Raw genomic sequence first — 20,836 nt, forward strand, 5'->3', positions numbered from 1 at the left:
AGAAGAAGGAGTCACCACTATGACAGTGAGCGCTCAGAGCTTCCGTGACGTCATGGCCTGCCTGGCGATGCCGGTGGCGGTGGTCAGCACGGTCGACGGGACCGGCGGGTGGCACGGCGCCACGCTCGGCTCGGTCGTCTCGCTCTCCTTGGATCCGCCGCTGGTGATGTTCGCCCTCGGGAGCGGCACGAGCGTGCATCGGCCGGTGTGCGACAGCGGACGCTTCTGCATCAGCATCCTCAACGCCGGCCAACGCGCGACCGCCGAACGGTTCGCCGGCGAACCGGCGGGCCGCTTCGCCGCGGACATTGTCTCCCTGGACGGTGTCCCCGCGGTCGGCGCGGCCGCGGGCTGGCTGCTCTGCAACCGGTCCGATCTGGTCGAAGCCGGGGATCACACCATCGTGATCGGCCGGGTCGAGCACGCTTTGCGCGGCCCCCACAGCCCCGCCGGGCCGCTGCTGTACCACGAGCGCCGGTATCACCGGCTCGGTGTGGCGGCCGAGCTGCACAGCCTGCACTCGGCCGGAGACGTACATCAGTCCTCCTATGCTGACACCCCGGCCTGACCGCCATCGAGCGTCGCCCTGTCGAGGTGGAGGCGCAGTTCCGCCCGTCCGGTCAGGCCGAGCTTGTCGTAGGCGTGCTGAAGGTAGTTGGAAACGGTCCGGGGCGACAGGCCCAGCCGCGTGGCGATCTGGGGGGTCGTCAGAGCCGAGGCCAGCAGCACGACCTCCTGCTCGCGCCGGGTGAGCAGGGATCCCAGTCGCCATCGGTCCAGCAGCGGGGTGCGCGCGCCTTCGCAGCGGCGCGCGAGCGAATCGGCTCGCTCCCGGAAAAGGGCTGCCGCCGCGTGTCGGCCGCCGAGGCGGTGGGCCTGGGAAGCCGCAGTGGCGGTGTCCGCGGCGAGCAGCGTTCTACCGAGGCGGTCGAAGGCGTTGGTGGCCTGCCCGAGGGCGTCACCGTCACGCCGGGCCAGTCCCTGCGCGGCCGCAGCCATGACGGCTACCGTGTCCCCCTCCACCGTGCGAGCGAGATCTGCGAGTCGGGCGCGCACATCGCCGGCAGCGCCCAGTCGCGCGGCGTCGTAAAGAGCGATCGCTTCCTGTGCGAGATGGCCACGCTTCCCGGACAGCTCGGCGGCGAACCTGCAGGACTCGACCGCCCGGGAGAGTTCGCCGAGGCCGACGTACACCCAGGCACGGCCCAGAGCGATCCACGGCTCGAACGCGTCAGTGTGGCAACTGTCGTATTCGTCCACTTGATTCAGCCAACGGCGGGCTTCCGCGGCGTCGCCAGCCATCGCAGTGACAGCCGCCAACTCCATCGTCCACGCGGTCTTCAAGCAGAACAAGCCCTCGCCGTCCGACAACGTCAGGGCCTCACGCAGGCTTCTGGAGGCGAAGCGCACGCGACCTTGCGCCTGGGCGGCCATGCCACGCAACGCCGCCCAGATGCCGGCCATCGATCGGGCTCCGGCCACGACCGCCTCGGCATAGCCCCGATCGGCCAAATCCTGTGCCTGACGGACGTCTCCGCACATGAGGCGGGCCAGACAGCCTCCGTAGCCGACCTGCGCGGCGCCCCAAGGGAACTGTCCGCTTGCCGCGTCGTCCAGCACGGCCGTGCCCTCCTGGAAGATCGCTTCGCCCAGCGCACCGCGGCCCAGTAACCCGGCTGCCGCCGCACCGGCGGCTGCGGCCCAAATCTTCGCCTGCGGACCGGAATCCGGGCGGGCCAGGACCGACTGCGCGGTGAACAACGCCTGATCGCCGTGTCCGTCGGCCAGCTGGATCCAGGACCGCTTGGCCTCGGCCTCGTGACGGCCGTGGATCACAATTCCCAACGTGCGTTCGGCCACATGCGCGGGCTCGCCCAGCCCGAAGTATTGGATCTCCGCGGTGGTCAAGGCCCATGCCGCGGCTTGCCCAGGGTCGTCGGGCCGGGACGGTAGGGCGTTGGCGGCGCGGCGGCTTTGCCCTTGGAGCATCAGGACCCGGGCGAGGAGCAGATCCGCAGCCGGGCCGGGGCGATTCATCCGGGACGCCACGGCGAGCTTCGCGGCGAGTTCCAGGTCGAAGCGTGCCATCGCCCGGCCTGCCGCCGGCAAAAGGAACTCGGGGTTGGAGATGGTCCCGGCGTGAAGCTGCCATTCCCCCGCGCGCAGCACGTCCTCCTCGCGAAGCGACGGGCCTCGCAGGAGGGTTGCGAACAACTTGCCGTAGACGCGTCGGGCTGTGCTGCCCGTCAGCAGGAGGCGCACCAACGGCACGGACAGAGGTGGCGCGAGGCGAACGGTCGGCTCGGCCGTGTCACCGGCGACTCGCACCATGCCCGCCCGCTCGGCGGCGTCGATCGCCGCCGGCTCGACCATCGTCTCCAACAGACCCATCCGGATCGGCTCCGCGCAGGCGACGACCTCGACGACGCCTCGCACGATCGGCCCCGCCTCGTCCATCCACTGTCCGGCCAATCCATGGACGAGACTGTCCGGAGCCCTATCCGCCTGCCGAAGGCCGGTGACCGTCTGCTGGAGGCCACCCTGTACGGAGAGTGCGCCGATATCCATGAGCGCTCGCAGGGCAAGGGGGTTCCCGCCGATCTGCCGCGCGAGACGACGGCGGCCGATCACGTCCAGGCGCGCACCGAGCAAGCGGTCGATCAGCCGGTCCATCGCTTTTGCGGACAGCGGGCCGAGCGGCAGGCAGGTGATACGGCCACTGCTCCACAGGGCGTGTAACGCCGACGGAAGAAGCCCGCCCGGGGCGACGGTGCCGACCAGGAATATCAGGCGACGGGCCATCAGCTCGGCGAGCACTGCCGCCGACTCGTCGTCGAGTACGTGCACGTCGTCGACGACCATGAGCATCCGGTCCGGTCCGGCTGCCCGCAGGGACGAGATCAGCCGCGACAACACGGTGCGGCCGTCGGCGATGTCGGGTACCAGGTGGGCGATCGCCCCGAACGGCGTCGAGCGCATGTCTCGGCGGGCGCCGACCCACAGGACCGGGCATCCACCCGCCCCCAGCCTGGCTGCCGCCTCCCGTGCGACCCGGCTCTTTCCCGCCCCACGGGCACCCGTCAGCATCACGCCCCGGACACCTGGGTGCCGGTATTCGGCCTCGATCGCCCCGATCTCGTCGTCCCGACCGACGAGGAGCCATTCTTCACCTGCCTCGTCGCTCATCCGGGCGAACGCCGTCGGATGAGCCCTGCAGGAAATGTCCATCGCAGCCCCCGAGTTGAGGAAACACGCCACCAGACCGCTGTGCGCGGGAACCCGCGATGCTGCTTTGCCATCAGCGCGACGGCTGGTGAACCCCTGCCCCTGCCGGCCCGTGCGCGCCGGTGTCAGCACTCTGTCGACGAGGTGTTGAACAAACGTTGTGAAGACCTTGAATCGCCTGACCGGAAGGTGCGCAGGCGGGATGGCGAGGTCACCGGCGCGCGACTCGGTCCGCGCCGCCAGCTGCGGTGTGTGCCGTGCGCTGGGCCTGGAGTCTGGCGCGGACCTGCTGCGCGTCGGACTGCTCAAGCTGGTCGAAGATGTCCAACGATCATCTCCAGTTCGGCGACGGTCTCGTCGGACGGTGCCAGGTCGCGCAGCGTGTGCGGCATTGTGCGTGCGGCGTCCGCGATGATCGCCGCGTCGCGGGCATCGGTCTTGGCCTCGGCAGGGTAGAGGTCGACGATTCTTCGCATCGTCAGGCCGGGCAGGTAGGCGACGCGGCAGCCTGTGTCGCGGGCCACGGCCAGGGGCAGGGCGCCGATCGAGGCGGGCTGGCCGACCACCACCAGCAGGGAGCCGTGCTTGGCCTGCAGCTTGGCGAAGGTCTCGCGCAGTTTGGGCTCGGTATTGGGCGGCCGCTTGTCGAGGACCCGTTTGCCGACCGGGGTCAGGGCGGTGGCATGGTGTTCGCCCTTGCCCACGTGCAGGCCGAGGTAGACGTCGATGTCACCCGTGTCGATCACGCGTACTCTCCACGGCGGTCGTACCCTTCCCGGCCTCACCTGCGGCATCAGCGTGCCGGCATCCACGTTACGAAGAGCCTGCCTTACCCCGGGAGATATCGGCGCTCGTGCCCGTAATCCGCGTCCTGTCGGTGCGGAGAGATTGGTGATGCCGCACCACCGCTCGAGAAGGGCCTCGACATAGGCAGTGATGCGTTCGGACGGAGGCACCTCGACCTCATCGCCGAGATAGCGCTCGCACAGGTCCCTGAAGGTCCGGCGGGCACTCTTGTCGTCCGCCGGCCGATTCTCGAGTGCGGCAAAACATCGCCGGCACCCAAGGGCTGGCTCGCGATAAGGCAGGCGAGCAGCGGGAGCGCAATTAGCGATATGCGGAACGGTGGAATGCATGGTTCGCCATAGGGTCAGCCGTCATGGATTCAGTCGTAGGGCCATGGGTTGCCAAGTAAGTCAAGACTTATCTTTAGAGAGCTTTGACCGTATGGTGTGGCTCGAATCGAAGGAGCCCCCTGTTGTCGAAACTGAACGATTCCGCTGTGCGTGCGGTTGACTTGGAGCGGGATTATGTGTCCTCGTTGTATGAGTTGCTCACCGAGCGGCTTTCCGAGGCGCGAGTACGCCGAGCGAGTGTGCTGAAGGCCCCGGCGGAAAGCGCCGGTGAGGCATACGAGAGGGAAATCGCCGCCGAGCGTCTGGCCAAGGAAATCGGCCGGCTGGAGGGTTCCGAAAAGGGGCTGGTTTTCGGGCGCATCGACTGGACGGATGGCACGGTCCTGCGCATCGGGCGGATCGGACTGCATACGGAGGAGGATGACCTGCCTCTTCTCGTGGACTGGCGCGCGAACGCGGCGCGGCCCTTCTACGAGGCGACACCGGTCCACCCGATGGACCTGCGGCGGCGCCGGCACCTGCGCCTCGAGGAGCGCACGGTCGTCTCGGTGAGTGACGAACTGCTGGACGGAACCGCCCCGACCGACGAGGACGTCGTGGGGGACGGCCCGTTGGCCGAGGCTCTGTCGGCACGGCGTACGGGCAGGATGCACGCGGCCGTCGCGACGCTGCAGGCCGAGCAGGACGAGATCGTCCGCTCCGCCCACCGCGGGGTGACCGTGGTGCAGGGCGGGCCCGGCACCGGCAAGACGGTGGTCGCCCTGCACCGGGCGGCCTATGTCCTGTACGCGTTTCCGCGCGCCGCGGAGGAGGGTGTCCTCGTGGTGGGCCCGAACGCCCGGTTCCTCGACTACATCTCCCAGGTCCTTCCCTCGCTCGGAGAGAACGACGTCGTTCTGGCGACCTGCCGGGAACTGGCCGGAGTGTCCACGGACACGGTGGACTCGTTCGATACGGCGCGTCTCAAGGGCGGCTCCGACCTCGCCGACGCCTTGGCCGGCCTGCTGCGTGTCCACCAAGCCCTCGCCGGTGACTTCACCGTGCGGGTCGGACGGGAACGGGTTCACCTGTCCGGCGAGGAAGTCGCCACCGCACGTGACGCCGCGGTGGCAGCCGCACCGGGGCACAACCCCGCGCGCCAGGTGTTCAGGGAGCTCTTGGTCGACGCCGTCACCGACGCGATGCAACGAGACATGGGCGGCCTCCTGGAGCAGATCGACGCCGATGCCGTCAGGATGACGGGCCTGGACCTCGACCGGTTCACGGGAGCTGCCCAGCGCCGTGCCGAAGGTGCGGCCGACCCGGGTCCGGTCCACGAGCTGGACCTGGACGCCATCCGAGCCGATCTCCTCGACGACGCCGGCGTCGACCGAGCGGTCGAGGTGTTGTGGCCGCGGCTGGTACCCGGTGACCTCGTGAAGGCGCTCCTGGCGAACGCCGGCGCTCTCGCCGAGCGCCTGCCCCGCCTGACCGCGCAGGAGCGGTCCCTTCTGCTGCGCGGTCCGGACGACCCGTGGACCGATGCCGATGTGCCGTTGCTGGACGAGGCGGCGAGCCTGGTCGACGGCCCTCCCGAGCGGACGTACGGGCACGTCGTCGTCGACGAGGCGCAGGAACTGACCGCCATGCAGTGGCGGATGATCGTCCGCCGCTGCCCGGCCAGGGCGATGACGCTGGTGGGTGACTTCGCCCAGGCAGGCCCGGTCGCGACAGCACGCGACTGGAAGGGAGCACTGAGCCCCCACGTCGGACCGCGGTTCAAACAGCACAACCTGACCGTCAGCTACCGCACCACGCAGGAGATCCTGGAGAGCGTCCGGGACCTGCTCACGCGGATCGCTCCGGACCAGAAGCCCACACGGTCACTGCGAAGCGGTGAGCGCCCTCGCACCGCGACCACCCCTCCGGACGAGGTGGTCGCCACCGTCGTTCAGGAACTCCGCGCCCAGAGCACCGCGCACCCGGGCGAGCTTCTGGGAGTGATCTGCGCGGACACCAGGGTGAGCGAGCTGACGGCCCAGGGCATCGCTCACCACGCACGCATCGTGCCGGCGTCCGAAGCACGCGGCCTGGAATTCGACGGGGTCGTCGTCATGAACCCCGAGGAAATCATCACGGCCCGCCCCGGTGGGGAAAGGGACTTGTACGTAGCCCTGACCCGGGCCACCAAGCGCCTCTGCACCATCACCGTCCAGCCCGCCTGACGACTCGGCGGTTCGCGGGGTACAGCTCGGTCAGCCCGAGAGGAGGTCGCCTGTGGTGCCGGGGTGGGTCGGCCAGCGTGGGCCGGTGGTGAGCTGACTTCCCCTCTACCTCCGTCTTTCCCGATGTTGTGAGTTATGTGCTGGGGGAGCGGTTGGGAGGCGTTTGGACTCCCGCCGGATGCGTGTTGGGGTGAGCTTGTTCGCCTCCGCCGGCTACTCCCACGGCTGTCGAAGGTCGGCGACCGGTGGCCGCTCGCCTGCGCGGGGGTGAGCGTGTCTCGGCCCTGGGGCCCCGTGACGGGACGCGGCCGGTGGTAGCTGCGCACCGCAGGCCCGGGAGGGGCGACTTCGGCGCTGATCCCGGGCCGCTTTGGTCAGAAGATGGACCAGCCGGTGGCGGTGGTGAAGTGGTCGAGTGCGGTCATGGCCGCTACCGAGTTGCCGGCCGGGTCCAGGCGCGGGCCCCGGACGCAGATCGCGGCTCGGCCTGGGACGATGGCGAGCATCCCGCCGCCGACGCCGCTTTTCGCGGGCAGCCCGACCCGGTAGGCGAACTCTCCGGCCTCGTCGTAGGTGCCGCAGGTGAGCATTACCGCGTTGATCCGTTTGGCCTGTGAGCGGGTGAGTCGTCGCGTTCCGTCCGCGGCCAGTCCGTGTCGCGCCAGCATCCGCCCGACCAGGGCGAGGTCGCGGCAGCTGGCGCTGATCGAGCAGTGCGCGATGTAGTGGTCGAGGACGACGGGCACCTCGTTGCGCAGGTTGCCGTAGCTCTTGATGAGGTGGCCCAGCGCCGCGTTGCGGTCTATGGTCTGCGCCTCCGAGGCGGCGACCAGCGGATCGACGGCGATGGCGGGGTTGCCGGACTCGGTGCGCAGGAGGTCGAGGACCGCGCCCGAGGCGTCGCCGGTCAGGGCCTGCAGCCGGTCGGTGACGACGAGCGCGCCGGCGTTCATGAACGGGTTGCGGGGCTTGCCGTGGTCGGACTCCAGTTGGAACAGGGAGTTGAAGCGGGTACCGGATGGCTCCAGCCCGACGCCTTGCCAGAGCGTGTCATCCCCGTGGGACAGGGCCAGGAGCAGGGTGAAGAGCTTGGAGATCGACTGGATCGAGAAGGGTTGCTCCCAATCGCCGACGTGGTAGAGCTCGCCCTGGACCGTGGCGATGGCCATGCCGAACGCCTCGGGGTCGGCGGCGGCGAGCGCCGGAATGTAGTCGGCGACCTCGCCCTGACCGGCGGTGGCGCGGGCGGCGCGCTGGCACTCGTTGAGCAGTTCTTGCAGGTCCTCCACGGCGTCATCCTGCCACGACGGACCGCGGCCGATCTCGGGGGGATCCGGCGTTCGCGTTCGGCGCCGCTGTCCCCAGCGGCCGAGACGGTGTCGGCGTCAAGGACCGGCGGGGCGTGGGCGAACCGGAGGTCAGCCGGTTTGGCCTGACGGTCAGCGCCGAGCGTAGGGCATCGCTCGACGCCCTGACGACCCTTGGCCTCGACTGCGTGGCAGACCTCGCTGTAGATGTCGTCCGGTGGGTCTGCCTGGGGGCCCGAGGGCCCTTGCTTTTCCCGCCCCTGCAAAAGCGCTCCTGGCGATCTGCAGGGTAGACACGTCCAGGAGGTGTCCGGCAGTCAGCCGAGGAAGTCGACGTGGTCGATCAGGCCGTCGCGGACCCGGTAGGCGACCAGCACGCGGAGGGGGTCCTGCGTGATGCCGTGGGCGATCTCGTGGTCCACCACCCAGTCGCCCTCGGTGAGTCGGCCGACGATCTCGGCCCGGCAGCGGCCCTTGGCGAACATGTCGGCGTACGCCTCCCGCACGGCGTCGCGCCCGAGCAGGCGGTCGCCGCTGCGGCGGTTGATGCAGACGTCGGGGGCGTACGTCGCCGCGAAGGCTTCGAGGTCATGGCAGTTGTAGGCGGCGAGCTGGCGTTCGACGATGGTCTCTGGGGTGGTCACCAGTTGATCATGCAGAGTGTTCCCTTGCTCGTCCAGGGGAGACCAGACCGGGACTACCTGCCGATCGGCACATTCCCACCTCGAACGACCTTCCGTTCGGCATCTGCCTGCAGCCACCGTACGGTCTGCACCTCTTCGCCACCCGCCCACTCGACCTGACCACGCGTACACCCCCGGAGGGCTTCCAAAGCCGACCACTTGGTTGCCGTGACCTGATCTGGCGGGGGTTCCTCTCCAACGAACACGTCGCGGACAAATCTGGCGGTTTGCGCCCGACATGCCGTGCTCCCCGCCCGCGTGCGGATGGACCCGGAACACTCGTCCCGGTCGCCTCGCCGTCGAGCTGCTCCCCACCCGCGCGGGGATGGAACCCCTAGATGAATGATGCGAAGGGGTGAAGGGTCGAGATGGATGTCACCTGGTCGCGCAGACCGGCACCAGCCGCGTGCACCCACCGCGATCTGCCGACTGAGCCGGGCCACGATGGGTGGAGCCTGGCCGGGGCGAGTGGGAGCTACTGGAGACGTGTCGCAGTCCGGATGAGGTCGGCGACGGCTCTGGACCGGCTGTGCGGTGGCCAGGCGATCACGGTGGTGACCGTCGGCGCGTCCAGCACGGGCACGGCGGCGAGGTCACCGTGCAGTTGGGCTCGGCACGAATCCGGTGAGACGGCACAGGCACGGCCGAGCGCGACGAGCTGCAACAACTGCGCATGGTCGCGGACCTGCGGGCCGGGGCCGGGCGGGTAGGTGCCGTCGGGGTCGGGCCAGCGGGGGAGGGGCAGGCCCGGCAGCCCGGTGATGTCGGCCATGTGCACATGGGCCCGGGCGGTGAGCGGATGCCCGGCCGGCAGGACCACAACCTGACTCTCCGTGCTGAGCTCTTCGGTGTGGAATCCAGCCGTCGAGTCGAACGGCCGGTGCAGCAGCGCCACGTCGGCCCGGCCGTCGCGCAGGAGTCGTTCCTGCTCGGCCGGACCGCACAGGATGACGTCGACGGGGACCGCGCCGGGTTCGGCGGCGTACGCGTCGAGCAGTCTCGCCAGCAGTTCCCTGGACGCGCTGGCCTTCGTGACCAGGACCAGGCCGGGGCGGCCGGTCACGGAAAGGGCGGCGCGGCGGGTCCGACGCTCGGCGGCCTCGACCGCGTCGAGAGCCGCCCGGCCCTCGACCAACAGCACCGATCCGGCCTCGGTCAGCGTGACAGTGCGACTGGTCCGATCCAACAGCACTGCCCCGAGCCGGCGTTCGAGCCGCTGGATCGCCCGTGACAACGGTGGCTGCGCGATCCCGAGCCGCTGCGCGGCCTGCCCGAAGTGCAGCTCTTCAGCGACGGCGACGAAATACCGCAGTTCCCGGGTCTCCATCCGGCCACGCTATCCCGGATCAATACCCTGACGGTATCGTTGCGCACCCGATCGGTCTTGGACTTCCGCCGAGGCCCGAAGGCAGCATCGTCCCTATGACTGAACGGAAGATCGCGCTGGTCACCGGCGCGAACAAGGGAATCGGCTACGAGATCGCCGCAGGCCTGGGCACCCTCGGCTGGAGCGTCGGCGTCGGCGCTCGCGACGACCAGCGCCGAAGCGCCGCGGTGGAGAAACTGCGCGCCGCTGGCATCGACGCGTTCGCCGTACCGCTGGACGTGACCGACGACGCGAGCGCGACCGCCGCCGCACGGCTGATCGACGAACAGGCCGGACGCCTCGACGTGCTCGTCAACAACGCCGCCATCGCAGGCGACATGCCACAGGAGCCCACCCGGATCGACCCCGCCACCATCCACACGGTCGTGGACACCAACGTGATCGGCGTCATCCGCGTCACCAACGCGATGCTGCCGCTGCTGCGCCGCTCCGCCGCACCACGGATCGTGAACATGTCCAGCAGCGTCGGCTCCCTCACCCGGCAGTCAGGACCCGCCGCCGAGCAGACGGTAGGTCCGGTGTCCGCGGCGTACGCGCCGTCGAAGACCTTCCTGAACGCCGTCACCCTCCAATACGCCCGGGAGCTGGGCGGTACGAACATTCTGATCAACACCGGCTGCCCCGGCTACGTCGCCACCGACCTCAACGGCTTCCGCGGCGTGCGCACCCCCGAACAGGGCGCGGCGATCGCCATCAAACTCGCGACCCTGCCCGACGACGGCCCCACCGGACAGTTCTTCGACGACGCCGGAGTCGTGCCCTGGTGATGTGCACGGCGGCCATCACCCGCCATGCTGATGCCGCTGCGCCCACGCATCTCGAAGAGATCCGTGGTGGCCGTCCCTGCCAACGCTCCGGTGCCCGGGGCAACGCCCCGCACCGTTACCGCCTCCAACAATCGTGACCCGGGGATCCGAATCGCAAGACCTCACTGCTGTTCACCAATCCTCCGACCCGCCGAATCTCCATGCGCTCGGTGACAACCGGGCCGAAAACTCGGAGCAGGTGCCCACAAGGTCGACCATCTGCCGACAAGTGGCGCGATGGCTGTGCCACCGAAGCCCAGGTCGGCCCGCAGAATTGGTGACACCTATCTTGGCAAGTCACAGAAGGGCTCGCCGGCACGCATGACATGAAGCGAGGGAGTCCAAAGGTCGGTTGTGACGCCAGACCTGGACTCCCTCGCGACCGCGCTCTACGTGAAGTCCGACGACCTGCTGAAGGAATCGCCGTACCTGGCGCCGTGGCGCCTGTCGTCGGGCTCCCGCCCCGGCTCACGGATGCCGAGCTGGTCACCCTCGCGGTGATGCAGGCCATGCTGGGCTGCACCTCCGAACGCCGCTGGATCCGCCACGCCCAGGCCCACCTGCGGTACCTGTTCCCCTACCTGCCCGGACAGTCCGGCTACAACCGGCGCCTGCGCAAGGTCACCGACCTGATCGCCCAGGTCAACCGCCTCGTCGCAACGGGTGCGGATTGCTGGGAGTGACTTCGTAGGTCAAGCAGTGAGTTGGTAGCGGGCCTGGTGGTTGCGCTGGTTCTCTTGGCCCAGAGGGTAGGTCCAGTAGCGGTCGAAGTCGCCGCTGGCGAGCAGTGCGCGGTGTCTCAGGACGGCTTCGGCGCCGGCCAGCTACGAAGCAACCGTGCTGGTCGCGGCCATCAATGAGTGGCTGTGGCCTCACGGCCGCACCAGCCTTCAGTTAACCCATTGCCGAGGAACCGATAGGCCAGCTAAGTTCTCCCAGCCGTCCATGCTGATCCGGACAGGCTCTGTCGACGAGGAGGTGTGGAGCACATGCGCAGGAGTGCCCAGCAGTTGAGCCCGCGTACTGACCATTGCCACCTCCTCACGACGGAGACACCTTGTCGTTTCGCATCACCCCACTGACCGACCCCGCTCACGGGGCGCACAGCCGACGCCTTGCATGGCTGGCGTCCGACGCCGATTCCATCCCCGTCGGGACGGCCTATCTGCGTCTGTTCGATGGCGGACAAGAGCACCTGGCCGAACTGACCCTCCACGTCCATCCCGTGGAGCGCCGCAAGGGCGTCGGCTCCCAGCTCCTGGACACGGCCGTGGCCGCCGCCCGGGACAACGCCCGGCGCTGCGTCAGCGCGCAGGCCCAGGCCGGATCGCCCGGCGATCACTTCCTGCCGGCCCGCGGCTTCCGTAGGGTGCTCACCTTGAGGTTCGCCCGCTTGCCACTGGCCGACGTGGACGCCATCGCCCTCGCCGAGATCATCGAGCGTCCGCATCCCGGCTACCGGCTGGCGTCGTGGCAGGGTACCGTCCCCGACGACCTCGCCCAGGCGTTTGCCGCCTCACACCGGGCCATGGACGACATGCCCATGGAGGACACCGACCACGGCATCGTGGCCTGGGACGTGGACCGGGTCCGGGCTGCGGCGAAGGCCGTTGAAGAGCGCGGCGACCAGTTGCACACGGTTGTCGCCATCGACACTGCGGACGGCTCGATCGCCGGATTCACCGAACTCGTCGTCCCCGGCAATGGCACGGGTGATGGCCAGCACTACGGTACCGGCGTACTGCCCGAGCACCGCGGACACGGACTCGGCCGATGGATGAAGGCCGAGTCGATCCGACAAGCCCACGGGCGCTATCCAGACCTCGGCGGCCTCCTGACCGACACTGCCGACAGCAACACGCACATGAGACACATCAGCGACAGCCTCGGCTACGTTCCCACACACACGACACTCCAGTACCAGCTCGACCTGTAGAGGCGAGCGGACGGGCCGGACCTGGGCATCACCTCGTCCGGCCCGTCCCCCATTGCGGCTCGGTCCGCGATTGATGGTGGGTGTAGCTCCGTCTCGGGGGTAGCTGATCCGGGGTGTTGCAACGACCGTTGACGAGCCACCGTCGGGCAGTACCGGTACCGGTATGGGCTCCACCGGCCAGGTCGCCAACACCGGCGACCTGGCCGACCGCGCCGGTAGGCGGGGGTAGGAACCTGGTCATTGGGGGAGTCCTCATCGCGGTGCCTCCCCTGCGCGAAGCCCGCACGCCTGGCCGGCAGGCCAACGCGATCTCGTCGTCCTGCCCGCACATGCGTTGCGACCGCCGCCCTCGGCGTCACACTGTCGGAGCCGCCGTCGGCACCAGCCGCACGCCTCGGAAACGGTCCCTGGGCGCGGGCCTGGGGCGTTCGCGGATCAGATGACGATGCGGTCCAGGTTGGGGCCGGTGCCCGCCGTGTTGATGATGGCGATGGAGTTGGTGCCGGCCTTCAGGGGTACCTGGACCCTCAGGGTGACGACGGTGTTGTAGTCCGGCGTTGCCGGGAAGTTCACTGTCTGGGTCGCGCCGTTGACGGTCACGGTCGCGGTGTGGACGCTGCCGACGCTCATGAAGTAGATGGTCATCGGGTAGGTGCCGGCGGCGGGTGCGGTCACCGAGTAGGTGCTGCTGCCCAGGAAGCTGATCTTCTTACCGCCGGAGCAGTGTGCACAGTTGGTGACCGTGGTGCCGGTGCCCAGGGTCGCCTTCTCCGCCTCGTAGGACTTGCCGGGGGAAGGGGTGGTCGTCGGCGTCGTGGTCGGTGTATCCGTGGGCGTGGGCGTGTCCGTCGGGGTCGGGGTGGGCGTGCCTGTGGGTGGGATCACCGGGCCCACTGTCTTGAGGAAGAGCGACTGACCGGTGTCGGTCCGGGACGCGTCGACGCCGTGGCCGCCGGTGTAGTCCTTCTGCTCGTTCTTTGCCCAGTCGGCGATCGGCGTGCCGCCCACGTCGAGCGGGTGGTAGGCGCCGCCGGACGGGCCGGCCACGCCGAACTGGTAGATCGTGTTCTTCAGCGGGTAGTACGGCTGGTACGGACCGCCGGTGGACAGCTGCTTGGTCATCGTGTTGTCGAAGAAGACGTTCTGAGGTCCGGTTGCACCCGACCACTTGACGCCCTTCTGACCTGCGGTCCAGTAGATCGGGTACCAGTTCGAGGTGTCGGGTGTCGTGTTGGCGCCGCCGTCGTCACCGCAGTTGGACTGGCAGTTGCCGGCGCGGTGGTCGTACGGCACGGCCTGCGTGTTGAGCTCGATCAGGTTCCGGCGCTCGTACCCGCCGTGCAGGTTGAAGTCGGAGTCGATGTCGTTGCCGATCGCCACGTTGTCCGACGCCGACCACTGGAACGTAAAGTGCCGCAGGTTGCGGGTGACGTTGTTGGCGTAGAGCGAGTCCCAGACCCGTGAGCCGCGGAAGTAGCCCCGGCCGCCGGCGCCCTTGTTCCACGAACCGTCCAGGAAGTTGTCCTGGATCTGAACGTTCTTGGCCTCTTCGGTGACGATCGGGTGCGAGCCGGTCATGTAGGTCCGGACCCCCCGGACCCAGTCGTTCACCGCCCACTTGAGAACGACGCCGTTCATCTCGGCGTGCGGGTCCATGTTGCCGTAGTTCTGGACCGAGGCGGCCTGGTTGAGGTTCGACATCGGCTGGGTCATGTAGAAGTTCTCCAGGCCGACTCCGACGACCGGCTCGACCAGCGGCGATGCCTTGCTGGCGTAGACGGCGCCGTCTATCGGTGCTGAGCCGTCGGAGGTGGAGTCGATCGGCATGTCGTACTCGAGCTGCTTGTCGACCGTGACCGTGTGGTTGGTGGCGTCGACCGCGCTGATCGTGAAGATCTGCTGCCGCATCTGCAGGTTCTCTTCGGGGAACGTCGCGCTGACCGCGTCCATCGACTGGTAGAACTTCTGTGAGTTGGCGGCCATCATATTCACGAATCCGCCGACCTTGAAACTGGTCATCTTGGCGCTGGTCGCCAGGTAGACGACCGTGTCGCCCTGCCGAGCGGCGAACGTGGTCTCGCCCGGCTTGGCCCGCAGTTTGGCGCCGGCCTTCCATTGCTGGTTGATGGAGCCGAGGAAGATCTCCTTGCGGTTCGCCGGCGCGGCGTTGTACTCCGCCTGGTAGGAGGGGTCGACCGTACGGGAACTGACCCGGAACAGGCCGGTGCCGGGCCACGCCCAGCCCATCTTGCCGTCGCCCGAGGTCATGTTGTCGCCGTCGGAGTCAGTGCCGTCCGAGGTGAGGGTGTCGTACAGAGTGTTGGCATCCGGCCGGTACTCGAAGGACGTACCGGTCGTCGGATCGCTGCCGGCGCCCCGCAGGATGGTGTAGTTGGCGTCCACTGCGATCTGGTGGGAGACGTTGAGGACGCCGGCCGGGAACGAGATCAGCGACAGCTTGGTGTACGAGCCGGTCGGCGAACACGTGCTCTTCAGCTTGTCGATCGCGGCCTGGATGCCGTTCGTATCATCCTTGCTGTCACTCGGCACCACACCGTAGCCGGACGCCAGTTGGGACGGTGTGATCTGGCAGGACGTCGACGGGTTGATCTCGGAGGCGCCGGGCAGTGGCTGGCCGCCGAGGTAACCGGCTTTACTCCAGTCGGGCATGCCCGGCAGCGGGGCGCGGCGGTTGGCAGCCGACAGGTCGAGTGCCCGCTGCACGGGCACGGGGGTGACGCCGGGGGGCACGGCGGATGCACCGGCGGTGCCGGCAGTGACGCCGGTCCAGCCGGCCGCCGCGACGCCGGCGGCCAACAGGGCCAGGGTTCCGCCGAATGCTAGTCGGCGTTTTCTGTTCGATGGCATGGGGGCGTCCCAACGCGAGGGGGCGGAAGTAGGGGTCGGGCACCGCACGGCTGGATGCGGTGCCAGGCGCGCGGGCGGGCTGTTTCGACAGCTGCGGGACCGGCGTGTCGAGGTGGGTCCCGCCGTGTCCCGGCGGCTGAAGCAGGGGTGGAGCCGCCCGTGCCACGTGCCGATCGACCGCGCAAACGCGAGCGCCTGATGGATGGTAAGGAAACTTTCCTAACTGGTATGTCGCCCAGAGTCTTCCCGGGCCCTGCGGTAGTCAAGAGGTTGAACATATTTCATCCACATGAACGCCTTCCCTCCGAAGCAACCGCCTCGGCCGTGGATGCGGATTCCGTCGGCGGTTCCACGCGGAATGCCGGGCGTCCGCCGATGTTGATGCGAGGCGGGAGGCCGAGCGCCTCGGTGAGGCGTCGAAACGCCCATGAAGGCAGTTGCTCGTCCGCCCCGGTCCACCCCCGGGACGCAGTGGCGGTTAATTATTAGGAAACTTTCCTTCCCAACTTCTTGACGAGCGCTGCCCGGGAGGGATTGACTGCGCGCCGCGGGGTCAACTCCACAACACCCGGCCCCGCGCCGTTTCCTCCCCACTCGTCAGCTCGACTCAGCTCAAGGTGCTCTCCCGAGCTGCGTCCGCAAGCCCAACGGTTCCGTCGAGGCACCAGATATCGCAGCTCCCCCTCGCCGGGACACCGTGCTCCGTCGGCTCTCTCGGAGCATCCGCACGGCACACGTTCCGGTCCCGCGACGCCGGCCGGGAGCCCGACCCCCTTGGGGGATGCCCCGTCTCGACCTCACCTGGAGGACATCCGTGACATGGTCACGACTCACCAAGGGGCTTATCGCCACCGCGCTGCCGGTGGCAGCGGTGGCCATGGGCATCAACGCGACCGCCAACGCCGGCCCCCAGGCGATGAGCACGTTCCCGGCCCACTACGCCGCGCCCTACCTGGAGCTCGCCGGCGACACAGCCGGCGACATGGCAGCTGACATGAGGGCTACAGGGCTGAAGAGCTACACCCTGGCCTTCCTGATTCCCAAGTCCGGTTGTACTCCGCAGTGGGAGGCCGGCAACAGCGCACTGGGCGCCTTCACCTCCCAGGTCAACGACCTCAAGGCCGCCGGCGGCAACGTCATCATCTCCTTCGGCGGCGCCGAGGGCGGGGAACTGGCGCAGACCTGCACCTCGGTCTCCTCACTGACCGCCGCCTACGCCAACGTCGCCAGCACTTACGGCATCACCCGCCTCGACTTCGACATCGAAGGCAGCACCCTGGGCAACACCGCGGTCAACACCCGCCGCAACCAGGCCCTGGCCGCCCTCCAGGCCCAAAACCCCAACATCGAGGTCGACTACACCCTGGCCGTGGACCCCTCCGGCCTCGAATCCGACACCCTCAACCTCCTCAAGGACGCCAAGGGCAAGGGCGTCAAGATCAACCTCGTCAACATCATGACCATGGACTTCGGCGACGGCGAGAACGCCCTCAACGACTCCCTGTCCGCAGCCAAGGGCACCGCCGCACAACTCGCAAGCCTCTACGGCATCACCACCGCACAGGCATACGGACGCATGGGCCTCACCCCCATCGCCGGCAAGAACGACGACAACGAGAACTTCACCCAGGCCGACGCCGCCACGCTGGAAGCCTTCGCTGCCACCAACGGCGTCCAGGAACTGTCCTTCTGGGAAGTCCACAGTTACGACAAGGCCAGCGGCTACGCCTACTCCCGGATCTTCAACAAGATCACCGGTGGCGGCACGCCGCCGACCGACCCGCCGACTGACCCGCCGGCCGGTGGGAACGGCTCGTACGAGGCTGAGGCGTCGACTCTGGCCGGTGGCACGACGATCACCAGCTGCGCGCACTGCTCGGGTGGGAAGAAGCTCAGCTACCTGGGCAGCGGTGGCACCGCGACGTTCAACAACGTCGCCGAGTCGGCTGCGGGTAGCTACACGATGAGTGTCTCCTTCATGAGTGTCGGCCAGTCCCGCTCCGCGGTCGTGACCGTCAACGGCGTCAACCAGACCGTCAGTTTCGCGGCGACACCCGACTACAACACTGTGGTCACCAAGGACGTCACCGTCCAGCTCAAGGCCGGAAACAACACCATCAAGTTCTCCAACCCCTCCGCCGGGGCACCCAACCTCGACCGCATCGTCGTCTGACAGCTCTACGGGAGCCGGCGCCAGGATCACCACCGCGGCCGGCGCAGGATCCATGCGAGGACCGACTCAGCTCAAGATCGCGAGTCGGTTGTCCCTCGGAAGTATCGATCTGGCATAGCCGATTGATGAGGCGAGGCAAATGCGCGACGAGAGTCGCACATGCATTGACTCGTCAAGAGGCTTTGCTGCCAAACAATGGAGGTCCCACACCGCCATGTCATCGATCCGTACGCGCCTCGTTGTGGCAGCCGCCGCAGCCACCGCGCTCACCATCCCCCTTGTCGTCGGCCATGCCGACGCCGCCACGACATCCGCAACGGTCAAGGCGGCCCCGGCTGCCGCACCGGCCGCGACCTCCTACACCGCCGCCCAGGTGCTGGCCGGCATCCAGCAGAACTCGACGGCCGCCAACAAGGTCAACACCAAGCCTCACATCAACACCATGACCCACTCCGACGTGAACGTCTTCCAGGTCGCGCCGGGAATCTACACCTACAGTTCCGGCATGGCCATCGACACCGACGGCAGTGACCCCGACCCCGACCCCGACCACCAGGGCGAGACGACCTGGGAGGACAGCAACGGCCAGGCACTGGGCGCCCACAAGGTCCCCTTCTACGTCCTCGGCGACGACTGCTGGGACCGCAAGACCCCCTGTCCGCACTTCTACTTCAAGGAACACGGCATGTCAGGGCGTCAGTTCGCGCTGATGTTCTACAACGGCAAGGTCATCGGATCGATCTTCGGCGACACCCAGACCGCCAACGGCCAGGACACCTCCGACAACGACTCCCGTGAACTCGGCGAGGCGTCCGTCAAGGCAGCCCAGCTGCTCGGCATACCCAGCAGCGGCACCACCGGTGGCGTCGACAACGGCGTGACCCTGGCGATGTTCTCGGGTCCGTCCTGGGTCGTCAATGGCACCAACGCCAACCTCAACACCAACGCCCAGGCCCTGGTCCAAAAGGCCCTGGACACCCTCGGCTCCAGCATGAACGGCGGCACGCCGCCGACCGACCCGCCGACTGACCCGCCGCCCGGTGGGAACAGCTCGTACGAGGCTGAGGCGTCGACTCTGGCCGGTGGCACGACGATCACCAGCTGCGCGCACTGCTCGGGTGGGAAGAAGCTCAGCTACCTGGGCAGCGGTGGCACCGCGACGTTCAACAACGTGGCCAAGGCGGCTGCGGGTAGCTACACGATGAGTGTCTCCTTCATGAGTGTCGGCCAGTCCCGCTCCGCGGTCGTGACCGTCAACGGCGTCAACCAGACCGTCAGTTTCGCGGCGACACCCGACTACAACACTGTGGTCACCAAGGACGTCACCGTCCAGCTCAAGGCCGGAAACAACACCATCAAGTTCTCCAACCCCTCCGCCGGGGCACCCAACCTCGACCGCATAGTCGTCTGAGGACCCACTGCCAGGTCATGACCGGCGGCAGTGCTGGCCGCCGGCCATGACCGTCACCACAGAGGTGCCGAAACCAGGTCCCGACGTCGCGGGCTGCACCCGAGGAAGAAGCAGGGTGCCATCACTCTCGGCATCGGCGGTGACATCAGCATCGGCGCGGCCGGCCCCTTCTGCGAGGGCGTCATGACCTCCGGCCACCCCTCGGACGCCACTGAGAACGCGGTCCAGGCCAACATCACCTTGGTCGATCACGGCACCTCCTCCACCGGGTCGGGCACGGGAGAGCTGCACGAGGTAGGTGTCGGCAAGGGCCTGGAGGAGCCGAGCGCGTCGACGGCGAACGACACCCAGGGGCAGCCGCTCACCGAACGGGTCCTGCCCCGTGACCGGCCCGACGCCGGCTACGGGGCAGGACCCGCAGCCACGGCCCAGCCCTCTCCTGAGCGTGCGCCACGGACGCGGGCCCAGCGGCGCGTTCGAGATCCGAGACACATCGCTCAGTGCACCGGAGAAGGCGCAGCGGGCGTGGATGCCCCTTCCTGGGCCGCCATCACCTCGTCGCCGTACTCGAAGGCCCATACCCCGACCGCACCGATGGGCGCGAGGCACGTCCGACCCAGTGCGGTGAGTCGGTACTCGACCGGTGAGGGGTGGCCGGGGTCGGTTTGCCGGTCGACCAGTCCGTTGAACTGCAGCCCGCGCAGCGTCTCGGTGAGGACCTTGGAACTGATGCCCCCGATCCGCTCGCCCAGTTCGACCGGGCGGCTGGGTCCACCGCGCAGGGTCCAGAGCACCACGGCGGTTCAGAAGACGGCGCGAAGGCCGCCGGTCTGCGCGCGGCGGCCCAGCTCGGTCAGGTGATCTTGGCCGCGTTGCCGTTCGGCGCCGGAGCAGACGTGGCACGGGACCTGCACGCGGCCTTGGGGGGCAAGGTGCTGCTCGACTGCTCCAACCCATCGGGCCGGGCTTCCGGGCTGCTGACGGAAGGAGGCCCGTCGGCCGCACAGCACCTTGCCGCGGCGGCACCGGGAGCGCACGTGGTCAAGGCCTTCAACCTCTGCCCCGAGGACGTGTGGCGCATGCGGCCGCCCGTCTTCGACGGGCGACCCCTGGCCGCGGCCGGTCTACGGAGACGACGAGACGGCGCTGGCGCGGGTACGCGAGCTGGTGCGGGACGTGGGCTGCGAACCCGTGGCCGGCGGGGGTCTCGACCGGGCGGGGCTCCTGGAGGCGACCGCGGCCCTGTTCATCGCGTTGTGGGTGGGGGAGGAGGCGGACGCCCAGGCGATCGCACCTCCTCTGGCCTACGCGGCCGGACCGGGCCACCAGGAAGCAGAGAGCGGCACCGGGGTTGTGCGGTAGGAAACGGCGTGGCCCTGGTGCCATGACGTCGTGGGCGGGGCAGGCGCTGTTACGCCGCCCCGCCGTCCGTTCCCGATCCGGTCGAGTCAGAAGAGGCGATCAGGTGTCCCGTTCCACTCCGCGCGCGGCGTGACCGCAGGCACGATGTTGGCCATGACGCACGCCGCCCGCCGGATGTTCGAGCTCTTGGAGCCGATCTGCCTGGTCACCTCTAGTGTCCTGCGCCAGTAGTTGATCGTTAGATGCTGTGTGACTTCTACTGCTGGTGCATCGGTGCCTCGTCGGGGCCCGAAACTGGAGCCGTTACTGCTGTGTGCGGATGAGCGGGCGGTGTTGGA

The 20,836-nt window shown here is 68.5% G+C and carries 12 protein-coding genes and 5 pseudogenes; 9 read left to right on the top strand and 8 right to left on the bottom strand.

Annotated features, from left to right (window positions below; all coding sequences use genetic code 11):
• Positions 1-19: 19 nt before the first annotated feature.
• Positions 20-568, top strand: a complete 549-nt coding sequence (locus O3W51_RS20210; RefSeq protein ID WP_138355349.1) for a flavin reductase family protein — start codon at positions 20-22, stop codon at positions 566-568.
• Here O3W51_RS20210 and O3W51_RS20215 read toward each other — a convergent pair.
• Together O3W51_RS20215 and O3W51_RS20220 are read right to left on the bottom strand one after the other, a co-directional pair.
• On the bottom strand, positions 547-3,186 hold the full coding sequence (locus tag O3W51_RS20215; RefSeq protein ID WP_269287110.1) for a LuxR family transcriptional regulator: 2,640 nt from the start codon (positions 3,184-3,186) through the stop codon (positions 547-549). The two genes, O3W51_RS20210 and O3W51_RS20215, sit on opposite strands and share 22 nt — an antisense overlap.
• 362 nt (positions 3,187-3,548) lie before the next feature.
• Positions 3,549-3,971 (bottom strand): annotated as a pseudogene (locus tag O3W51_RS20220) (IS110 family transposase); the annotation flags it as partial.
• Positions 3,972-4,537: 566 nt separating this feature from the next.
• Here O3W51_RS20220 and O3W51_RS20225 point away from each other — a divergent pair.
• The gene (locus O3W51_RS20225; RefSeq protein WP_269287111.1) at positions 4,538-6,565 is read left to right on the top strand and encodes a HelD family protein; all 2,028 of its coding nucleotides are present in this window, start codon (positions 4,538-4,540) and stop codon (positions 6,563-6,565) included.
• Between the two features lie 374 nt (positions 6,566-6,939).
• Here O3W51_RS20225 and O3W51_RS20230 read toward each other — a convergent pair whose 3' ends face one another.
• The 3 genes from O3W51_RS20230 to O3W51_RS20240 form a co-directional block, all read right to left on the bottom strand.
• A complete protein-coding gene (locus tag O3W51_RS20230; RefSeq protein ID WP_244809737.1) occupies positions 6,940-7,854 on the bottom strand; it encodes a glutaminase in 915 nt (304 codons plus the stop codon).
• A 335-nt stretch (positions 7,855-8,189) separates the two neighbouring features.
• Positions 8,190-8,516 carry a nuclear transport factor 2 family protein gene (locus O3W51_RS20235; RefSeq protein WP_138355351.1) on the bottom strand — a complete coding sequence of 109 codons (327 nt, stop codon included), beginning with the start codon at positions 8,514-8,516 and terminating at the stop codon, positions 8,190-8,192.
• Positions 8,517-9,030: 514 nt separating this feature from the next.
• The gene (locus tag O3W51_RS20240) at positions 9,031-9,882 is read right to left on the bottom strand and encodes a LysR family transcriptional regulator (protein ID WP_138355352.1); all 852 of its coding nucleotides are present in this window, start codon (positions 9,880-9,882) and stop codon (positions 9,031-9,033) included.
• 95 nt (positions 9,883-9,977) lie between these two features.
• On the opposite strand from O3W51_RS20240, the gene O3W51_RS20245 reads away from it, so the two are divergent.
• From O3W51_RS20245 to O3W51_RS20255, 3 genes and pseudogenes are all read left to right on the top strand, one after another.
• Positions 9,978-10,709 carry an SDR family oxidoreductase gene (locus O3W51_RS20245; protein WP_138355353.1) on the top strand — a complete coding sequence of 244 codons (732 nt, stop codon included), beginning with the start codon at positions 9,978-9,980 and terminating at the stop codon, positions 10,707-10,709.
• A gap of 393 nt (positions 10,710-11,102) precedes the next feature.
• Positions 11,103-11,425 (top strand): annotated as a pseudogene (locus O3W51_RS20250) (IS982 family transposase); the annotation flags it as partial.
• A gap of 380 nt (positions 11,426-11,805) precedes the next feature.
• On the top strand, positions 11,806-12,684 hold the full coding sequence (locus O3W51_RS20255; RefSeq protein WP_138355354.1) for a GNAT family N-acetyltransferase: 879 nt from the start codon (positions 11,806-11,808) through the stop codon (positions 12,682-12,684).
• Positions 12,685-13,119: 435 nt separating this feature from the next.
• Here O3W51_RS20255 and O3W51_RS20260 read toward each other — a convergent pair whose 3' ends face one another.
• Positions 13,120-15,552 (bottom strand): CBM35 domain-containing protein, encoded by a 2,433-nt coding sequence (locus O3W51_RS20260; protein WP_138355355.1) that lies wholly within the window; start codon positions 15,550-15,552, stop codon positions 13,120-13,122.
• A gap of 814 nt (positions 15,553-16,366) precedes the next feature.
• Here O3W51_RS20260 and O3W51_RS20265 point away from each other — a divergent pair.
• The 3 genes and pseudogenes from O3W51_RS20265 to O3W51_RS48485 all read left to right on the top strand — a co-directional run.
• Entirely contained in the window at positions 16,367-17,725 is a 1,359-nt protein-coding gene (locus tag O3W51_RS20265) for a CBM35 domain-containing protein (protein WP_187145204.1), read from the top strand.
• Positions 17,726-17,939: 214 nt separating this feature from the next.
• Positions 17,940-19,136: a glycoside hydrolase family 75 protein gene (locus tag O3W51_RS20270; protein WP_269287113.1), complete on the top strand. Its 1,197-nt coding sequence runs from the start codon at positions 17,940-17,942 to the stop codon at positions 19,134-19,136.
• A 30-nt stretch (positions 19,137-19,166) separates the two neighbouring features.
• Positions 19,167-19,322: pseudogene (locus O3W51_RS48485) on the top strand (arabinofuranosidase catalytic domain-containing protein); the annotation flags it as partial.
• Positions 19,323-19,633: 311 nt separating this feature from the next.
• Here the strand turns inward: O3W51_RS48485 and O3W51_RS20280 are convergent.
• A pseudogene (locus O3W51_RS20280) lies at positions 19,634-19,936 on the bottom strand (winged helix-turn-helix transcriptional regulator); the annotation flags it as partial.
• 30 nt (positions 19,937-19,966) lie between these two features.
• On the opposite strand from O3W51_RS20280, the pseudogene O3W51_RS20285 reads away from it, so the two are divergent.
• Positions 19,967-20,498 (top strand): annotated as a pseudogene (locus O3W51_RS20285) (NADPH-dependent F420 reductase).
• An 86-nt stretch (positions 20,499-20,584) separates the two neighbouring features.
• Here O3W51_RS20285 and O3W51_RS20290 read toward each other — a convergent pair.
• Positions 20,585-20,836 (bottom strand): hypothetical protein (locus O3W51_RS20290; protein WP_269287114.1); only part of this gene is annotated, 252 nt, incomplete at its 5' end.

The organism is Streptomyces sp. H39-C1 (assembly GCF_027158125.1).
GTDB classification, from domain to species: Bacteria; Actinomycetota; Actinomycetes; order Streptomycetales; family Streptomycetaceae; genus Actinacidiphila; species Actinacidiphila fildesensis.

What these genes read in the sequence shown, in the direction of transcription:
- O3W51_RS20210 (WP_138355349.1), top strand. Translation starts at nt 20, where the DNA reads ATGACAGTGAGCGCTCAGAGCTTCCGTGACGTCATGGCCTGCCTGGCG.
- O3W51_RS20215 (WP_269287110.1), bottom strand. Translation starts at nt 3,186, where the DNA reads ATGAGCGACGAGGCAGGTGAAGAATGGCTCCTCGTCGGTCGGGACGAC.
- O3W51_RS20240 (WP_138355352.1), bottom strand. Translation starts at nt 9,882, where the DNA reads ATGGAGACCCGGGAACTGCGGTATTTCGTCGCCGTCGCTGAAGAGCTG.
- O3W51_RS20245 (WP_138355353.1), top strand. Translation starts at nt 9,978, where the DNA reads ATGACTGAACGGAAGATCGCGCTGGTCACCGGCGCGAACAAGGGAATC.
- O3W51_RS20260 (WP_138355355.1), bottom strand. Translation starts at nt 15,552, where the DNA reads ATGCCATCGAACAGAAAACGCCGACTAGCATTCGGCGGAACCCTGGCC.
- O3W51_RS20270 (WP_269287113.1), top strand. Translation starts at nt 17,940, where the DNA reads ATGTCATCGATCCGTACGCGCCTCGTTGTGGCAGCCGCCGCAGCCACC.